This is a genomic window from Collinsella stercoris DSM 13279, assembly GCF_020735465.1.
Classification (GTDB): domain Bacteria; phylum Actinomycetota; class Coriobacteriia; order Coriobacteriales; family Coriobacteriaceae; genus Collinsella; species Collinsella stercoris.
In genome coordinates this window covers 746,901-765,141 of sequence record NZ_CP085935.1, presented here as the reverse complement: position 1 = coordinate 765,141, position 18,241 = coordinate 746,901, and the positions used below count along the sequence as shown (strand labels likewise).

15 protein-coding genes are annotated in these 18,241 nt (G+C 65.9%); all 15 read right to left on the bottom strand.

Annotated features, from left to right (window positions below; all coding sequences use genetic code 11):
- Window positions 1–27: 27 nt before the first annotated feature.
- Window positions 28–942, bottom strand: a complete 915-nt coding sequence (locus LK434_RS03230) for a DNA-processing protein DprA (protein WP_227917834.1) — start codon at window positions 940–942, stop codon at window positions 28–30.
- A complete protein-coding gene (locus LK434_RS03225) occupies window positions 929–2,461 on the bottom strand; it encodes a YifB family Mg chelatase-like AAA ATPase (RefSeq protein ID WP_006721249.1) in 1,533 nt (510 codons plus the stop codon). The genes LK434_RS03230 and LK434_RS03225 overlap by 14 nt, the downstream gene beginning before the upstream one ends.
- Complete coding sequence (locus tag LK434_RS03220) at window positions 2,458–2,931, bottom strand: YraN family protein (RefSeq protein ID WP_006721250.1); 474 nt, start codon at window positions 2,929–2,931, stop codon at window positions 2,458–2,460. Before LK434_RS03220 ends, LK434_RS03225 begins: the two co-directional genes overlap by 4 nt.
- Window positions 2,932–3,094: 163 nt before the next feature.
- On the bottom strand, window positions 3,095–3,883 hold the full coding sequence (locus LK434_RS03215; protein WP_006721251.1) for a ribonuclease HII: 789 nt from the start codon (window positions 3,881–3,883) through the stop codon (window positions 3,095–3,097).
- A 126-nt stretch (window positions 3,884–4,009) separates the two neighbouring features.
- On the bottom strand, window positions 4,010–4,351 hold the full coding sequence (gene rplS, locus LK434_RS03210) for a 50S ribosomal protein L19 (protein ID WP_006721252.1): 342 nt from the start codon (window positions 4,349–4,351) through the stop codon (window positions 4,010–4,012).
- A gap of 245 nt (window positions 4,352–4,596) precedes the next feature.
- On the bottom strand, window positions 4,597–5,490 hold the full coding sequence (locus tag LK434_RS03205; RefSeq protein WP_227917833.1) for an NYN domain-containing protein: 894 nt from the start codon (window positions 5,488–5,490) through the stop codon (window positions 4,597–4,599).
- Between the two features lie 99 nt (window positions 5,491–5,589).
- Window positions 5,590–7,497 carry an ATP-dependent zinc metalloprotease FtsH gene (gene ftsH, locus LK434_RS03200; RefSeq protein ID WP_006721255.1) on the bottom strand — a complete coding sequence of 636 codons (1,908 nt, stop codon included), beginning with the start codon at window positions 7,495–7,497 and terminating at the stop codon, window positions 5,590–5,592.
- Between the two features lie 165 nt (window positions 7,498–7,662).
- Entirely contained in the window at window positions 7,663–9,045 is a 1,383-nt protein-coding gene (locus LK434_RS03195; protein WP_006721256.1) for an MATE family efflux transporter, read from the bottom strand.
- Between the two features lie 167 nt (window positions 9,046–9,212).
- Window positions 9,213–10,124, bottom strand: a complete 912-nt coding sequence (locus LK434_RS03190; protein WP_006721257.1) for a TrmH family RNA methyltransferase — start codon at window positions 10,122–10,124, stop codon at window positions 9,213–9,215.
- A 2-nt stretch (window positions 10,125–10,126) separates the two neighbouring features.
- A complete protein-coding gene (locus tag LK434_RS03185; protein WP_006721258.1) occupies window positions 10,127–10,498 on the bottom strand; it encodes a VOC family protein in 372 nt (123 codons plus the stop codon).
- Window positions 10,499–10,638: 140 nt separating this feature from the next.
- Window positions 10,639–11,157 (bottom strand): dihydrofolate reductase, encoded by a 519-nt coding sequence (locus LK434_RS03180; RefSeq protein ID WP_006721259.1) that lies wholly within the window; start codon window positions 11,155–11,157, stop codon window positions 10,639–10,641.
- A gap of 169 nt (window positions 11,158–11,326) precedes the next feature.
- Window positions 11,327–12,175 carry a thymidylate synthase gene (gene thyA / locus LK434_RS03175; RefSeq protein ID WP_006721261.1) on the bottom strand — a complete coding sequence of 283 codons (849 nt, stop codon included), beginning with the start codon at window positions 12,173–12,175 and terminating at the stop codon, window positions 11,327–11,329.
- Between the two features lie 6 nt (window positions 12,176–12,181).
- Window positions 12,182–13,651 carry a signal recognition particle protein gene (ffh, locus tag LK434_RS03170; RefSeq protein WP_040361239.1) on the bottom strand — a complete coding sequence of 490 codons (1,470 nt, stop codon included), beginning with the start codon at window positions 13,649–13,651 and terminating at the stop codon, window positions 12,182–12,184.
- A gap of 124 nt (window positions 13,652–13,775) precedes the next feature.
- Window positions 13,776–14,696 (bottom strand): signal recognition particle-docking protein FtsY, encoded by a 921-nt coding sequence (ftsY, locus tag LK434_RS03165; protein ID WP_006721264.1) that lies wholly within the window; start codon window positions 14,694–14,696, stop codon window positions 13,776–13,778.
- Window positions 14,696–18,232, bottom strand: a complete 3,537-nt coding sequence (smc, locus tag LK434_RS03160) for a chromosome segregation protein SMC (protein ID WP_227917832.1) — start codon at window positions 18,230–18,232, stop codon at window positions 14,696–14,698. The genes ftsY and smc overlap by 1 nt, the downstream gene beginning before the upstream one ends.
- Between the last annotated feature and the right edge of the window lie 9 nt (window positions 18,233–18,241).

Below are 18,241 nucleotides of genomic sequence, written 5' to 3'. Positions count from 1 at the left end.
CGGGACTCCCAACTCTCGTGATCTAACTCACCTATTGTGCCCCAAGCGAGATAGCGCGTGAAGAGCCGACTTGGACGGCGAAACCCGCCCATCGGAGAGCCTCGTCACCATACCCGCCACCTCAAGGGAGCTCAACATCGTGAGGCACGCGATGGCGTCGAGTCGCAAGTGCGCGGCCAGCTCCTCGGGACGCAGGGGGTTCGCGACGAGCATGTCCATGGCCTTGCGCTCGGCGCCGTCGAGCCCCGAAAGGCCGGGAGCCCCGCCCCGGCAAAAGCGCAACGTTCCGTAGATCCTCGAGATCGCCACCTCGAGGGACTCGTCGTCGGCGATGCAGCACGCCCCGTTGGCGATGAGATAGTTCGACCCCCGCGACTCGGGCGAGAAGATCGAGCCGGGCGCGGCGAGGACCTCGCGCCCCAGCGCGTTGGCAGTCTCCGCCGTGGAGAACGTCCCCGAAGGCATCCCCGCCTCGGCCACCAGCGTCGCCCTCGACAGAGCGGCAATGACGCGATTCCTCTTGGGAAACGCCCATTTTTGCGGCGGCGTCCCCCAGGGCTCGATCGAGAGCGCGCATCCCGACGCGTCGATCGCGCGGTCGATAAGCGTTCTGGAGGTGGCGGGGTACACGACGTCGGCTCCCGTTCCGAGAACCACGACGTGCCTGCCGCCCGCATCGAGCGCCGCCCTGCCGGCGGCCTGATCGCACCCGCGCGCGCCTCCGGAGACGACGGTGACGCCCGACTCGGCGGCTATGCGCCCGGTGAGCTCCGCGACCGCGATACCGTAGGGGGAGGCGCGACGCGACCCGATGACGGATAGCGCCGGCGTCGAGAGCGCCGAGGGGTCGCCCCTCCCGTATAGGACGCTCGGGGGATCGGGCAGCTCCGCCACGCTCTCAGGGTAGCCCTCCTCGCCGAGCCTGATCTCAAACCTGTCCATAGCCGCCTCCGACATCTCGCCTCCCTTGCAGTTGCGACGCCTCCAGAACGTGCGCGACGTCCACCCGATCGGCCTCCTCCAAATCCGCGATGGCGCGGGCGATTCTCGCCAGCCGCGCGATGCCGCGACCCGTCAGGTTGGTGCGCTTCGCGATTTCGAGCATGACCTCGCGCGCCTCGCTATCGATGAGTGCGGGGGCCAGCGAGGACTCGAGCGAGAGGCTCCCTTGCGCCGGCCCGCCCCGCGCCCGCTCGCGAGACGCCCTGAACGCACGCCCCCGACGGACCATGTCGGCAAGCTCTTTGGTCGAGAGCCCCTCCGCACCCTCGATGATGAGGCTGGGATCGGGGCGCGCGATATGCAGCACGATATCGATGCGATCCGCGAGGGGGCCACCGAGCTTGGCTTGATATCGCTCGATGGCCGCATCCGAGCAGCGACAGGCGACGTCGCGATCGCCCAGATACCCGCAGGGGCACGGGTTGCTCGCCGCCACCAGCTGGAAACGCGCGGGCAAAAGGTAGGCGCCGTCGACGCGCACGATGCGGACCGACCCATCCTCGAGCGGCTGCCGGAGCATCTGCAGCGTGTTTGAGGGAAACTCGCCGAGCTCATCGAGGTACAGCACCCCACCGTGCGCCAGGCTGATCTCCCCGGGCCTCACCGGTCGGCCCCCTCCCACGAGGCCCGCGGCGGAGATGCTGTGATGCGGGCTTCGAAAGGGGCGCGTCCCGCGCAAGAGCCCGTCAACGGGCTCGCCGGCGACGGAATGGACACACAGGGCCTCCTGGAGCTCACGGTCCTCGATGGCGGGCAATATCCCCGTCATGCGCTTGGCGAGCATCGTCTTGCCCGAGCCCGGGGCGCCGATCATCATGAGGCCCAACTCGCCGGTCGCCGCGACCGCGATGCCCCGCTTCGCGATCTCCTGTCCGCAGACGTCTGAGAAATCAAGCATCAACTCCGGCGCGGGGCGGGGCGCGGGCGCGCGATAGGGCCGCCTCGCCTGCTCGATTCCATCCTTAAGGCGCGCGAGGTCGTCGAGGCGCCATGCGTCCGTTCCCTGAATAGACACATGCCCATCGGTGGCACCGCCGATGTAGGCCAACCCCTGCTCGCGCGCGAGCAGCTGATAGGCGACCTCGCCGCGAACCGAGCAGATGCCGCCGTCCAGCGCGAGCTCGCCGACGAACAGGCAGCCATCGAGCCCGTTGACGGGAATTTGCCCGGTGAGCGCGAGGATCGCCACGGCGATCGGCAAGTCGAGGCCCGACCCGGTTTTGCGGATGTCTCCCGGCGCAAGGCTCACGGTAAGCGCGCAGCGCGGGACATCGAACCCGCTCGATCGCAATGCGCACCGTATGCGGCTGCGCGCCTCCATGACCGCGGCGTCGGCCATGCCGACGATGGTCAGGCTCGGTATGGTTCCCGAGGCGGAGACCTCGACGGTCACCCCGAAGGCCTCCACGCCCCTCAGGCACGCCGCATGGACGGCGAACGTGGCGCACCGCGCGCTCACTGACCTGCCTCCCAGTCGAACGCGCCGTACAGGTGGCGTATCTCCCCTACGCTCACCGTGTCGAAGGACACGGCTATGACATCGAATCGGATCGAGGGGCACGGATAGTGGTCGGCGATGAACTGATGGGCGATCCTGCGATACCGCCTCCGCTTGGAGCGACTCACGGCCTCCTCGGGATAGCAGTCCGCCTCGTGGCCCCTCCTGGCCTTCACCTCGACGAGAACGACCTCCTCCGATGAGGGGTCGTACACGACGAGATCGGCCTCCCCCTCGCAGCAGCGGTAGTTCCTCTCGACGATCTCGTACCCACGGCTCTCCAGGTATCGAGCGGCGAGCTCCTCCCCCAGTGCGCCGAGGACCTTGGGCGGCATCTCCTCCACATGGCGGGCGTCCAGCAGCTCGGGCTCGCCCTCCATGGCTCGGTCGAGAATCTCCCCGACCCGTTTCCGGTTCTTGTCCGCACCCATCTCATGCTCCCTTCGTCGGTGACGAAAGGAGTGTGTCACGGCGCATCTGACGACAACCGCGCGTCGTCGCCGCGTTCTCGGGCACATCCTCCGCGCTTTTCTGACACGCGAGAAGGCCCGCTGGCAGCGCGCCTGTCGCAAGACGCCAAGGCAGGCGCCCTCGTCAGAAAAGGCGCGCGGTCTCCAGGAAATTACCGCAAAAGCTCACGCGATGGATGGGGCTCAAGCCCCGTTCCCTGATGGCTTGTATGTGCTCGGCGGACGCGTAGCCCTTTGATTGCGCGAGATGGTAGCCGGGGTATTCCGCATCGTACTCGACCATCAGCTCGTCACGCGTCACCTTGGCGACGATCGACGCGGCTGCGATGCAGGCGACCGTCGCGTCGCCCTTCACCACATCGCGCTCATGGGGGACCGCGCCCAAGGGGTTGCCGTCCATCAGCACGCAATCGGGCTGCAGGCCGGTATCAGCCACCGCGCCCGCGACGGCCTCGCGAAGCGCCCGCGCCATGCCGATCTCATCGATGCGCTCCGGCGGAATGTGGCAGATGCCGACCGCGCGGGCGCATTCGGCGATGCGGACCGCGAGGATCTCGCGCTTAGCGGGAGAAAGCTGCTTGGAGTCGTTGATCCCCCACAAGCGCGGCTCATCGGGCAGGCACACGGCGCACACGGTGAGGGGGCCGGCCACCGACCCCCTGCCGACCTCGTCGACGCCCACGACGACGCCCTCGCCTCCCAACTCGCGCATGGCCTCGTACATGCCCTCGACGCGCTCGCGCTCGGCCCTCTCCTTGTCCATGCGGCGACGGGCGCGTTCGCAGGCCTTCTGGACCTGCATGCGCGGGTCGTCCGCGTATCGGGCGATGAGCGCGTCGATCTCCTCGAAGGAGGCGCTCGCGAGCTCCGCGGCCACTTGGGCGGCGGAAGCGGAACTTGTCATATTGGCCATACGCGACTCCCCTTCAAGTTCTGGCGCGCTGCAAGCAAGACGCCCCAAGCGGCGTCTCAAAGAAAAACGGGCCGCCCTTGCGAGCGGCCCGCCTTCCGTACGGATCTGTGAGCCTCGAGGCCGCGCTTAGCGCTTCTCGGGGATGCGGGCAGCCTTGCCCACCTTGTCGCGCAGGTAGTAGAGCTTGGCGCGACGGACCTTACCGTGACGAACGACCTCGAGCTTGGCGATCTTCGGGGAGTGAACCGGGAAGGTACGCTCAACGCCGACGCCGTAGGAGACCTTGCGGACCGTGAAGGTCTCGCGGGAACCGGCGCCCTGGAGACGGATGACGTCGCCCTGGAACACCTGGACGCGCTCGCGGTCGCCCTCCTTGATGCGGTAGTGCACCTTGACGTTGTCGCCGACGAGGATGCGAGGCATGTCCTCGCGGATCTGCTGACGCTCGATTGCGCGGATGTAATCCATGACAGATTCCTTACTCTTCTAGAGGTGCCGCACGCGTACGCCGGCACATAGGTTGAACAAACGTTTGAGAGTATACACAAGAAACCCGGTGCATGATACGTAAAAGTGGGCCGTTGCCCTTTTACACAAGCCCTGCGCATGTCATGGGCCACATACCCCGTTCGCGCTATGCGCGGTCAGGCGCGAAAGCGGTCGAACCCCGCCAGCCTCCATCGCGACGCGAGCAACACCTTGGCACCCGACCGTTAGGCGTCGCGGGCGCGCAGGTAGATCTGGCGCTTGCCGGACTCCCCGGTGGGCTCGTCGAATTCATACACGCCCAGCGATTTGAGGAAGGGTCTCAGCCGCTTGTAGCCGTAATTGCGCACGTCGAAATCGGGCAGGCGCTTTGAGAGCTGATCGCCGAGCTGCCCGAGCGACACCCATCCGTCCTCGTCGGCGAAGGAGTCGATGACAGCGTTGATGGCGCACCGGATGGCGCGCAGGTGGCGGCGCTTGTCGGCGCGGCTCATCTCGCCAAAGGCGACCTCCCCCTCGCCGTCGTCCTCGAGGTCATCGCAGGCGCAGGCCTCTGCGGCGACGCCGCCGGCATCGCCCGGGCGCCGACGGCGCTTGCGCTGGGATGATCTGCCGGCCTGCTCGTCGCCGTCGTCTGCCGCGGCGGACGCCGGCTCCTCGGGGGCCTCGACCTGCTGGGCATACAGAAGATCGAGGTACTTGAATTGATTGCATGCGGAGATGAAGGGCTTGGGCGTCTTCTGCTCGCCCATGCCGATCACCACCATGCCGCTCTCGCGCAGACGGGCGACCAGCCGGGTGAAATCCGAATCGGAGCTCACGATGGCGAAGCCGTCGACGGTCCCCGAGTACAGGATGTCCATGGCGTCGATGATCATCGCGGAATCGGTCGCGTTCTTGCCGTAGGTGTAGCTGTACTGCTGCATGGGGATGATCGAGTTGTCGAGCAGGCAGCTCTTCCAACTCGCCAAGCGAGGGCTCGTCCAGTCCCCGTAGATGCGCTTGTAGGTGGCGACGCCCGCGTTGGAGATCTCGTCGAGCACCACCTTGACGTACTTCTCGCTGATGTTGTCGGCATCGATGAGCACGGCGAAGCGAAGCTCGGAAGTCGATTCGAACATAGGGTCCTTTCTGCGTGGAGGGGGTGTCATCACACCGGGACCCCGTCAACGACTGGCGCCGACGGGGTCCTCGACAGGCGCTGGGCACCTGACATCGCGCTACTCCTGCGTGGGTTTGGGCATGAGCGGGTTCTCGCGCGTGAGCAGGCTCATGAACTCATCGCCCGTGATGGTCTCCTTTTTGTAGAGGTAATGGGCGAGCTCGTGCAGCTTGAATTTGTTCTCGCGCAAGATCTGCAACGCGCTGTCATGCGCCTCGAAGATAAGCTTGCGAACCGCCGCGTCGACGCGCTCCGCGGTGCCGGGGGCGCAGGTGAGCGACGTGTCCTGATTGAGGTAGGCGTTCTGCACCGTGCCGAGCGCCATCATGCCGAACTCGTCGGACATGCCGAAGCGCGTGATCATGTTGCGCGCCAGCTTGGTCGCCTGCTCGATGTCGTTGGCGGCACCGGTGGTCATCTCGCCGAAGATGAGCTCCTCGGCGGCGCGGCCGCCGCAGTACACCGCGAGCTTGTCCAGGACCTCCTGCTTGGTGGTGAGGAAGCGCTCGTCCTCCTCGACCTGCATGGTGTAGCCGAGCGCACCGCTCGTGCGCGGCACGATGGTGATCTTGGTCACCGGCGCGGAGCCCTTTTGACGGGCCGCAACGATGGCGTGGCCGATCTCGTGGTAGGCGACGACCTGCTTCTCATGGTCGGACAGAACCGTGGACTTGCGCTGCTGGCCGGCGATGACCACCTCGACGCTCTCCTCGAAGTCCTCCTGCGTGGCGCGGGTGCGTCCCAGGCGCACCGCGCGCAGCGCGCCCTCGTTGATGATGTTGGCAAGGTCGGCGCCGGACGCGCCGGGCGTGGCGCGGGCGATCGCGGTGAGGTCGATGCCGGGCTCCGTCTTCACGTCCTTGGAATGAAGCTCGAGGATCGCCTTGCGTCCCGCGAGGTCGGGCAGCTCCACGGGCACGCGGCGGTCAAAGCGGCCCGGGCGCAACAGCGCGGCGTCGAGGGAGTCCGGGCGATTCGTGGCTGCGAGCACCACGATGCCCTTTTGGTTGTCGAAGCCGTCCATCTCGGTGAGCAGCTGGTTGAGGGTCTGCTCGCGCTCGTCGTTGCCCGAGAACCCGCCGCCGTCGCGCTTCTTGCCGATGGTGTCGATCTCGTCGATAAAGACGATGCAGGGGGCCTTTTCCTTGGCCTGCTTGAACAGGTCGCGCACCTTGGCGGCGCCACGGCCCACGAACATCTCGACGAACTCAGAGCCCGAGATGGAGAAGAACGGAACGCCCGCCTCGCCGGCGACCGCCTTGGCGAGCAGCGTCTTGCCGGTGCCGGGAGGACCCACGAGCAGGGCGCCGCGCGGCAGCTTGGCGCCGATCTCCTCATAGCGCTTGGGCTTCTCGAGGAAGTCGACGACCTCCTTGAGGGACTCCTTGGCCTCCTCCTGGCCCGCGACGTCCTTAAAGGTCACGCCCACGTCCTTGGAGGCGACGATGCGCGCGCCGGACTTGCCCAAGTTGCCGCCGCCCAGGCCGCCGAATCCGCCGCCCGAGAAGTCCATCGAGGGGTTGTCGTCCCCCATGGCCTTCTTCATGCGACGGTTGAGCCACCAGCCCAGCAGGAAGAAGATGAGCATGGGCGCGAACACCGTGATGAACAGGTACGTCCACATGCCGGAATCTTGCTTGGGTATCGTGACCTTGAGGGTCGCGCCGGCCTCCTCGATGCGGTTGGTCAGATCCACATCGGTGGGCATGGTCGTCGTCTGATACGCCTTGTCCTCCTCGCCCTTGAGGGTGTAGAGCGCCTGCGCGTCGTCGGTGGTATAGCTGATCTCATCGACCTTTTTGTTCTCAAGGTCCTTGAGCAGTTGCGAATACGTCACCTCTTTGACCTCGAGCCCGCCGTTCTTGAAATTGGGGAAAAGCACGCTGCTCAAGACCAGGTAGACCGCAAAAGCGATCAGCACATAGAGGATAAGGTTCCTCCTGCGTTTATGGTCGTCCATCTCCATGGGGGATACTCCGTCCGTACGTTCAGTAATGCTCAGAGGATACCCGCGAGAGGCCCCGGCTAAACGCAGGAATTGCGAACACCCTGCCGCGGGCGCGAGCCGCACCCGTCCACACGAGTCTCGAGGGCGCGGGCGCGAGATCGGCTCAGCAGCCATGTAGCCACGCTAAATGTCCAGCTCCAGGCGATCGCGCCGCGTCTCGGCATGGGCGAGCCAATGCCCGAAGTGATGATACGCGACGAACAGGGCCGCGGTCAGGATCCACGTGACCGGATAGACCAGCAGCATGGTCTGCAGCGTGTGGTGCAACGGCACCACCACGAGCAGCCACGCGACGCGGAACACGACCGTACCGATAACCGTGAGGAGCATGGGGCGCAGGCTCTCGCCGGACCCGCGAATGGCGCCCGACGTGTTGTCGACGATCGAGTAGAACAGGTAAAACGGCGCGATGAAGTGAATCATCGTGGAGGTGTAGGACACGACCGCCGAGTCGTCGATGAAGAAGCGCGCAAGGGGCTCGACGAACGCGAGGAGGAACAGCGCCATGCTCCCGATGACCCCGACCGTGATGACGAGCGAGACGTGGTATCCGCGCCGCATGCGCTCGTAGTTGCGCGCTCCGAAGTTCTGCGCGGAAAACGTCGTCATGGCGACGCCGAGCGCCTCGGTGACCATCCAGACGATCCCGTCCAAACGGGCGGCGAGCCCCCACCCGGTCACCGCATCCGCACCGAAGGAATTCACCGTCGACTGCACGATGATGTTGGAGATCGAGTACAACGACGACTGGACCGCCAGCGGAAGGCCCGTTGCGAGCATGCTTCGGCAGATGGAGCGATCGATGCCGAGTCGCCGGGGATCGAGCCTCCACGCGCCTTGGACACGCATGAGCCTCACCATCACCATCGAGGCATTGATGGTGATGGTGAGCGCCGTGGCGATACCGCACCCGAGCGCCTCCATCTTGAACCCAGCGACGAAAATGAGATCAAATGTGACATTGAACACGCAGCCCGATGCGATGATGAGGGCGGGCGCCCGCGTGTCGCCGACGGCACGGAGCAGCGCCGTCCCCATGTTGAGCACGAGCGAGAACACCATGGCCCCAAAATAGCAGCGAGAATACGCCAAGGCCTCCCACATGAGCTCGCGCGGGGTGCCCATGAGGGTGAGGATGGCGGGTAGAAACATGACGCCCAGGACCGAGATGAGCGCCCCCACAACGAGCGCGAGCGTCATGGCGGTATGCACGGACCTGGATAGGCGCTCATCGTCGCGCTGCCCAAAGAACTGCCCGGTGATGACGGCGCAGCCGGCACCGAGACCGACGCAAAAACCGATGGCGAGCTCGGAGAGCGAGAGCGTCGACTGGATACCGCCCAGCGCGATCTTTCCACCGAACTGACCGACGATATAGGTGTTGATGAGGGCGTAGGCCTGCTGGAAGAAAGAGCTGAAGAAGATCGGTACGCACAGCGCGAGCAGCTGCCGCCAGATCACGCCCTGCGTGACGTCGATTGACCCGTTAGCGGCTCGTTTTGCCATGCGCCCCTCCGCACTCTAGGAATCTGCCAAGAAAATAGCTCGACCTGCACCTCGGTCCAGGGCCGGCATGATCTCTTCGGGCGCGGTTGCGATTCGCTCCACAAAAACGCCCTGCGAGAATATGCCGGCCCCGGACCACCCGAGTAGGACCCGCAGGCAAGACGCAGCTATGCGAACATGCCCGGCTTATAGGTATAGCCGTTATCCACATGTGGACAGAGCTGCCAGAACGCGACGGCGCTCGCGGCGGCGACGTTCAGGGAGTCGACGCCGTGCGCCATGGGAATGCGGATGGTCTTGTCGCAGCCCGCAATTGTCTTTGGCTGCAGACCTGCGCCCTCGGTGCCCATGAACACCGCAAGGCGCTCGATGCTCTGGAGCGCAGGGTCATCCAGTGAAACCGAGTCGTCGGAGAGCGCCATCGCGGCGCACGTGAAGCCTGCGTCATGCAGAACCGCCAAGCCGTCGCGAGGCCAAGTCCTCGCCTCTGTGCCAATGCGCGTCCAGGGAACCTGGAAGACCGTTCCCATGGAGACACGGGCGGAACGACGATACAGCGGGTCGACGCACGTGGGGCTCGCCAAGATGCCGTCAACGTTGAGGGCTGCCGCGGAGCGAAAAATGGCGCCGACGTTGGAGTGATCGACGATGCCCTCGAGAATGCATACGCGAACCGGGCGTCCGGCGGCACGATCGACAAGACCATCGAGAAACGCGCGGGCATCGGGCATTGGCGGCCGCCGGAAGGCGGCCAGCGCGCCACGTGTAACGGAAAAGCCAGTCAGCTCTTCGAGAAGCTCCATGGCTCCCACGAAGACCGGAACTTCCAAACCGGGATGTTCCCGAGCGACCACGTCGAACAACGGCGTCATGTGCTCGAGCCACCGCTCCCCCAGCAAAAAGCTCACCGGCTCCAGACCCGCCTCAACGGCGCGCTCAATAACTTTTCCGCTTTCCGCGATGAAAATCCCCTTTTCGGGCTCGAGCACCGATCGAAGCTGGCGCTCGGTCAACTTCGTGTAGGCCTCCAACCTGGGATCATCGAGGCTGGCGACATGAATGACGTCGATATGCCCCATCGTTATCGAGCGGGGACGATCTCGATGTAGAACCCGTCCGGGTCCTCGATGAAGTAGATGCCCATGGAGGGGTTCTCCTTCACGATGCAGCTCATGGACTCGTGGAGCTTATGCGCTGCGTCGATGTCATCGACCTCGAAGGCGAGGTGGATGTCGCGACCGCCCTGGTTGTACGGCTCCACGCGACCTCGGTTCCACGTGAGCTCCAAAAGATGATCGGACGAGTCATTGCCCAGGAAGACGAGCTTCCACGACCCGTCCTCGGGTCCTTTCTCGCGGACGGGCACAAGGCCGAGCGCCCGCTCGTAAAAATTGAGCGACGCGTCAAGATCGAGCACGTGGATCTCCGTATGAGCCATCTTGAAATTCATCATGCACCTTTCCTATGGTGAGCGCCACGGGCGAACAAGCGCCCTGGCGATGGGAACCTTACATAAGCCGAAAACCAATCAGAGCGACCACCAAGGCGAAGCACGCACCGTCCACCCCGCGACGCCCCGACGCAACCAACAAGCTACGACGACACCTTGCGATAGGTGACGAACTCATAGCGCAGGCCGGCGTCTCCCTGACCCTCTTCGATCGTGCGCTCGCCTTGGCGCTCGGCCGCCTTCCACGCGGCGTCCTCGTCGAGGTTCGGAAAGAAGGTGTCTGCGGGGTGCACCACATGGTTGCGCGTGACCTCGGCCTCGACGCAATAGGGCAGGAACTGCTCGTACACGGCTCCCCCACCGATGACCCAGGCGACCTCCTCGTCCGTGACCGCGGCACGCGCCTCATCGACCGAATGGACGACCTCGAAACCCTCGCGCGCAAACGAGCCGTCCCGCGTGAGGACGATATTGCGGCGGTCTTTGAGCGGACGGCCGCCGGGAAAGCTCTCCAGGGTCTTGCGGCCCATGATGACGGGATGCCCTTTGGTACACGCCACGAAATGACGCATATCGGCGCGATTGGACACGACCATGTCCCCATCGCGCCCGATCCCCCAGTCGTCGCAAACCGCGACGATCGCCTTCAATTGACAGGTCATATTCACTCCTTCACCAAGCACGTGCCGACTGCACGCTGCCTCTGCGCCGCCCCATATCGTCCCGCGCGCAGTTCCGCACGAGCCGAAGGCCACCTCATGTGGCCTTCGTGCGAGCAGGGCTGTTCGAGCACGGGATGATATGGGGCGGCGCAGAGGCAACGCATAAAGGTTACACCGCGATCGGAATGCCCTTGACCTGCGGGCCGTGGTTGTAGTCCTCGACGATGAGATCGTCGGTCGTGAAATCGTAGAAGTTCGTGACCTCGGGATTGAGCGACACCTTGGGCGCGGGGAACTGCGGGCGCTCGATGAGCTCGCGCACGATGTCGACGTGACGGTCGTAGATATGCGCATCCACGATCACGTGCAGCAGCTCGCCGGCAATCATGTCGCAATGGCGCGCGACCATCATGAGCAGGATCGCATACTGGCACACGTTCCAGTTGTTCGCGGCGAGGATGTCCTGGCTGCGCTGCATGAGCACCATGTTGAGCACGGGCTTGTCGCAGCCGGGCTCGGAGGTCACGTTGTACGTCACCGAATACGCGCACGGGTACAGGTGCATCTCCGAGAGATCGGAGAACGTGTACATGTTCGTCATGATGCGGCGCGAGTACGGCGTGTGCGTCAGGTCGTAGAGCACGCGGTCCATCTGGTCGAAGTCGCCCTCCCTGTAGTGCGACTTCTGCGCGATCTGGTAGCCGTACGCCTTGCCGATCGAGCCGGTCTCGTCGGCCCACTGATCCCAGATATGGGAATTGAGGTCGTTGATGTTGTTCGACTTCTTCTGGTAGATCCACAAGATCTCGTCCATGGCGGACTTGAGCGCCGTGCGGCGCAGCGTGAGCGCGGGAAACTCCTCGCGCAGGTCGTAACGATTCGTGATGCCGAAGTTCTTGATGGTATAGGCGGGGGTGCCGTCCTCCCAGCGCGGACGGACCTTCTCCCCCTCCGTCGTGGTGCCGTGATCCAAGATGTCGCGGCACATGGTCACAAATAGCTTGTCGGCCTTGCTCATGGCAACCTACTTACGCTTGAATTGCTCGTTCATCTGCATGAGCTTGTCCATATCGGACATACCGCCCATGCCGCCCATCTGGTTCATGAGCTGGTTCATGTTCATGCCGCCCATGCCGGGCATGCGCATCTTCTTGCCCTTCTTCCCCTTTTTGCCCTTCTTGCCGCCGGTCTGCTGCTGGGCCATGGCGCGCACCTTGCCCATCATCTTGTTCATCTCGCCCCACTGCTTCATGAGGGCGTTGACGTCGGTGGGCGTGAGGCCGCAACCGCGCGCGATGCGGGCGCGGCGCTGGCCGTTGATGATGGAGGGGCGACGGCGCTCCTCGGCCGTCATGGAGAGGATGATGGCCTCGTTGCGGTCGAAGACCGCCTCATCGAGGTTGCCGCCCATCTGGTTGAGCGCGCGCTGGCCACCGGGCAGCATCCCCAGGATGCCCTTCATGCCGCCCATCTTCTTGACGGCCTTCATCTGCTCGAGCATATCGTCCATGGTAAAGCCGTCGCGCAGCATGCGCTCGGCGGAGGCGAGCTGCTCGGCGGTCGCGGCCTCCTGGGCCTTCTCGATGATGCCGATGACGTCGCCCATGCCGAGGATGCGCTTGGCCATGCGCTCGGGGCTGAACACCTCGAGGGAATCGGGCTTCTCTCCCATGGAGACGAACTTGATGGGCTTGCCGGTGACCTCGCGCACGGAGAGCGCGCCACCGCCGCGGGCATCGCCGTCGAGCTTGGAGATGATCACGCCGTCGAAGTCGGTGCGCTCGGCGAAGGTGGACACCACGTTGACGATGTCCTGGCCCGTCATGGCGTCGACGACCATGAGGACCTGATCGGGCTTGACCGCCTTCTTGATGTCGACGGCCTCCTGCATCATCTCCTCGTCGATCTGCAGACGGCCGGCGGTGTCGACGATGACCACATCGCGCATGGTGTCGACGGCCTCGCGGATGGACGCGCGGGCGATCTCGACCGGATGCGCGCCGTCGCCGCGAAAAACGGGAACGCCGATCTCGCCGCCGAGCGTGGCGAGCTGGTCGGCGGCGGCGGGACGGTAGACGTCGCACGCCGCCAGAAGCGGGCTCTTGCCCTGCTTCTTGAGCATGTAGGCGAGCTTGACGGCCGCGGTGGTCTTACCGGAGCCCTGCAGGCCCACGAGCATGATCACGTTGGGGATGCGGCTCGAGAGCACGAGCTTGCTCTCAGTGCCGCCGAGCAGCTCCGTCAACTCGTCGAGCACAATCTTGACGACGTTTTGCGCCGGCGTGAGCGACTCGAGGACCTCGGCGGTGAGGCAGCGCTCCTTGGTGCGCGTCACGAAGTCCTTGACCACGCGGTAGTTGACGTCGGCCTCGAGCAGCGCCATGCGGATCTCGCGCATAGCGACGTTGATATCGGCCTCCGTGAGCTTGCCCTTGCCGCGCAGGCGGTCAAAGGTGTCGTTGAGGCGGTCGGAAAGCGAGCCGAAAGCTGCCATGGATACTCCCAACATTCACAAACCTCAAATTAGGGACAGGCACCAATCTGAGGTCAGACAAAACAACGGCGATGAGGACCTCAGATTAGCGCCTGTCCCTAATCTGAGGCCGACGACGTGAAGCTCAGTCCAGCCCCACGAGCGCGCGGCAGAAGTCCGCGGCGTCGAAGCGCTGCAGGTCCTCGACCTGCTCGCCCACGCCGATGCGGTAGATCGGAAGCTTGAGCTTCTCGGCGACGGCGAGCGCGATGCCGCCCTTGGCCGTGCCGTCGAGCTTGGTCATGATGATGCCGTCAAGACCGAGCGCATCGTTGAACTCCTCAGCCTGGACAAGCCCGTTCTGGCCGGTCGCGGAGTCGATCACCAGCACCACGTGCACGGGCATGGGACCGGCCGCGCACGACTCGGCGCGCTTGCGCGTGACCTTGACGACCTTGGCGAGCTCGCGCATGAGCTCCGGGCTGGAGTGGAGGCGCCCCGCGGTGTCGATGAGCACGAGGTCGCTGCCGCGCTTGTCGGCCTCGTCGAGGACGTCGTAGCACACGCTCGCGGGATCGCTGCCGCGGTCGCGCTTGATGACCGGCACGTCCGCGCGCTGCCCCCACACGTCCAGCTGCTCGATGGCGGCGGCGCGGAACGTGTCGGCGCTGCCGATGACGACGCGCTTGCCCGCATGGGCCTCGGCCTCGGCGCTCGCGATCTTTCCCACCGTGGTGGTCTTGCCGGCGCCGTTGATGCCCACGAAGAGCACGCAGCTCGGCGTGTCATCGAAGATGTCGCTCTCGGGCTCGACGAAGAACTCCCGCAGCCGCTCGGCGAGGGCGGCGCGGAGCTGGTCGGCGGTCTTGAGGTTCTTGCGGGCGGCCGTCTCGCGCAGGTCGTCAGTGACCCGCATGGCGATCTCGCCGCCCATGTCCCCCATCACGAGCGTGTCCTCGAGCTCCTCCCAAAAGCTCTCGTCCACCTCGCCGCCAAAGTAGAAGACCTCGTTCAGGGCCTCGCGGCTGCGCTCGAGCCCGCGCTTAAGCGAATCGAACAATCCCATTAGGCATTCACGACCTTTCCGGTTTCGCGATCGAGTTTTTGGCTGACCACACGGCTCACGCCGTCGGCCTGCATGGACACGCCGTAGAGGACGTCGGCGTCCTCCATGGTGCGGCGCTGGTGAGAGATGACGAGCAGCTGCGTCGTCTTGCGCAGGTAGTCGATGGCGCCGATGAGCTTGGAGAGGTTGGAATCGTCCAGCGCCGCCTCGACCTCATCGAGCACGTAGAACGGCACGGTGCGCGTGCGATACACGGCGAACAGCAGCGCCAGCGCCGTGAGGCTCTTCTCACCGCCGCTCATGAGCATCATCTTGGTGATGCGCTTGCCGCGCGGCTGGGCGACGACCTCGATGCCCGTCTCGGCCGGGTGCTCGGGGTCGGTCATCTCCAGGTGGGCCTGACCGCCCGGGAAGAGCATGGAGAAGACCTCGCGGAAGTTCTCGTCGACCTTCTCGAAGGTCGTGAGGAAGCTCGTGCGCATCTTGCGGTCGATCGCCGCGGTGATCTTGGTGAGCGCCTTGCGCGCGCTCTCGAGGTCCTCCAGCTGCGTCGCGATGTAATCGGCGCGCTGCTTGAGGGTCTCGTACTCCTCCATGGCCACCTGGTTCACAGGGCCGAGGTTGTTGATCTGACGCACGAGGCTGTTGAGCTCCCGCTCGGCGGCCGCGCGGTCGTCCGGGGCGGGAAGCTGCAGCGCCTCCTCGAGCACGGTGGTCCCATCGGCCGTGATGGCGCGCACGGCCGCCTCGACCTGCACCTCGAGCTTGCCGCGCGCGACCTTGGCGTCGTTGACGGCGGCGGTGGCCAGATCGACCTCGACCTTGGCGCGGGCGACCTCGCCCTTGGCGTCCTCGATGGTGCGTTTGAGCGAGGCCGAATCGGCCTCCTCGAGCGAGGCGCGATCACGCAGGCGCGCCGCCCAGTCCATCGCGCGCTCGGACAGCGCCTGGTAGCGGTCGTGCAGCGGGTCGACGCGCAGGCGGAGCACCTCGAGCGAGCGGGCGGACTGCTCAGTGCCGCGAATGCGCCGGTCGATCCCCTCGAGCCGGCGCTCGAGCTCGGGCACGCGGGCCGAGAGGCTCTTGACGCGCTCGTTGGCGCGCGCCAAGCGCACCTTGGCATCGGCGAGCTTTGAGCCGGCCTCGGCGTCATCGCGTCGGACGCGCTCGAGGTCGTCTTGCGCCTCTGCTATGCGCCGCCCCAGGTCATCGAGGCGTTCGCGCGCCTCGTCTCGGGTCTGCTCGAGCTCGTCGACGCGCGGCTGAGCCTCGCGCACGGCCGCGGCGGCCTCCTCGCGCCGCCGCGCGAGGTTTGAGCGCTCACCGAGCTTGACGGACAGCGAGTGCTCCATGCGCCCGACTTCGGAGAGCAGCGAGGAGCGCTCGCCCTCCAGGCGGGAGATGGAGCCCGCCGCGTCGCGCTCGGCCGCGCGGGCCTGCTCGATGGCGTCGGCAGCCTCGGCGACGCGCTCGACGGCCCGGTCGAACACCGCCACGAGCTCGGGCTCGAACCGCTCAAGCTCGCGGATGCGGCGCTTGCGCTCGAGCGATCCGGCCGCGGCGCCGCTCGAGGCGCCCACGCGCACCACGCCGCCGTCGCGCACGCGCGCGCCCTGGGGCGTGACGTAGAGGACGCCGGGAAGGGCGGGCGCCGCAAGCGCCTCGTCAAGCGTGTCCACCACGTACACGTGGCCCAACAGCGCAGCCACCGCGGGCGCGTACCCGTCCCGCACCTGAAGGCGCTCGACCAGGCGATAGCCCGGCGCGCCATCGCACGCGGCGGGGGCGTCGACGTCGCGCGCGAGCAGGAGCGCCTCGCCGGTGGCGTCGCCCGCCTCGAGCGCGAACGACGCGGCGCGCGCCAACGCCGGACCGCTCATGCACACGAGCGCGTCGATATCGCCGGCGAGCAGCTGCTCCACCAGGCCCTCGAGCTCCACGGGCGCCTCGATCACGTCGCCCAGGCGCGCCGCGATCGCATCGGGGTGGTTGCTCACCACCCGCGCCGTCAGCGGCGAGGCGTCGCTCAGGCTCGCGTCGACCTTGCGAAGGCCGGAGAGCTCGGACCGCACGTCCGCGAGCTTCTCGCGCGCCCGCGCCTCCTTGTCGCGCAGATCATCGAGGGCGGCGAGCGCCACATCGACGGCACCCTTCGCCTCATCGCGCCGGTCGCGCGCACTCTCGAGCTCGGCCTCCAGCTCCTCGACGCGCGTGCGTCGAAAATCGAGGGACGCCTGCAGCTCGTCGGCCTCCTCATCGATCTGCTCGAGGCGCCGCGCGTACATGCCGTCCTCGATCTCGGCGTTGGAAAGCGTCTCCTTGACCTTGACGAGGTCGAGCGAGGCGGCATCGGCCGTCCGCTGCACCTCCCGCTGCTCGCGGACGAGGGCTGAGATCGCCTCGTCCAGTTCGACGCGGCGCGCATGCAGCTCATCGGAGGCGGGCTCGAGGGCGGCCACGTCATCGGAGGCGACGGTTGCCGCCGCGCGCTCCTCATCGAGCTGGCGGTTGACATCGGAGAGCTCCTCGACGGTGCGGCGGCGCTGATGCTCGGAGCCGGACAGGGTCCCGCGCATCTCGGAGAGGCGGGCGACCATGTTGCGGCCCTTTTCCTCAAGCAGGCGCATGTCGGAGCCGATGCGTCCCACGACGTCTTGCATATGCCGGCGCTGCTCGCCCAGGTCGCCCACGAACAGGCCCTTCTCCTCCAGCATGACCTGGAGCTTTTCGAGCTCGCGCTCCTTCTCGGAGAGGCGGTAGCGCGCGAGCTCGAGCGAGGCCGCGCTCTCGCGCGAGGAGGCCTCGAGGTCGACCCACTGGGCCTGGAGCTGGCGGAGCTCATCGACCGCGAGGATCTGCGTGAGCTCGTTTGCGCGGGAGGACAGGTCCTTGTACTTGCGCGCGCGGTCGACCTGGCGCTCGAGGGGCTTGAGCTGGCGCGAGATCTCGCGGTTGATGTCGCGGGCCCGCGTGAGGTGCTCGTCCATGCTCTTGATCTTGCGCAGGGCGCGCTCCTTGCGCCGCTTGTGCTTGGAGATGCCCGCGGCCTCCTCGATGAGGCTGCGGCGCTCCTCGGGACGGCTCTGCAAAATGGCGTCGAGCTTGCCCTGGGAGATGATGGAGTGCGTGTCCTTGCCCAGGCCGGAGTCGTGCAGGATGTCCTGGATGTCCATAAGTCGGCACGGGCTGGAGTTGATGAGGTACTCGCTCTCGCCCGAGCGGTACATGCGCCGCGTGATGGCGACCTCGTTGAAATCGACCGGCAGCATGTGGTCGGAGTTGTCGAGGACGAGCGTGACCTCCGCCACGCCGACGGGCTTGCGCGCCGACGAACCGGAGAAGATCACGTCCTCCATGGCCTGGCCGCGCAGCTGCTTGGCGCTCTGCTCGCCGAGCACCCACAGGATGGCGTCGGACACGTTGGATTTGCCCGAACCGTTGGGGCCCACGATGACCGTGAGCCCCGGCTCGAACGTCATGTGCGCGCGGTCGGCGAAGGATTTGAATCCCTTGAGGGTGAGCGACTTCAGGTACACGGTGCCTCG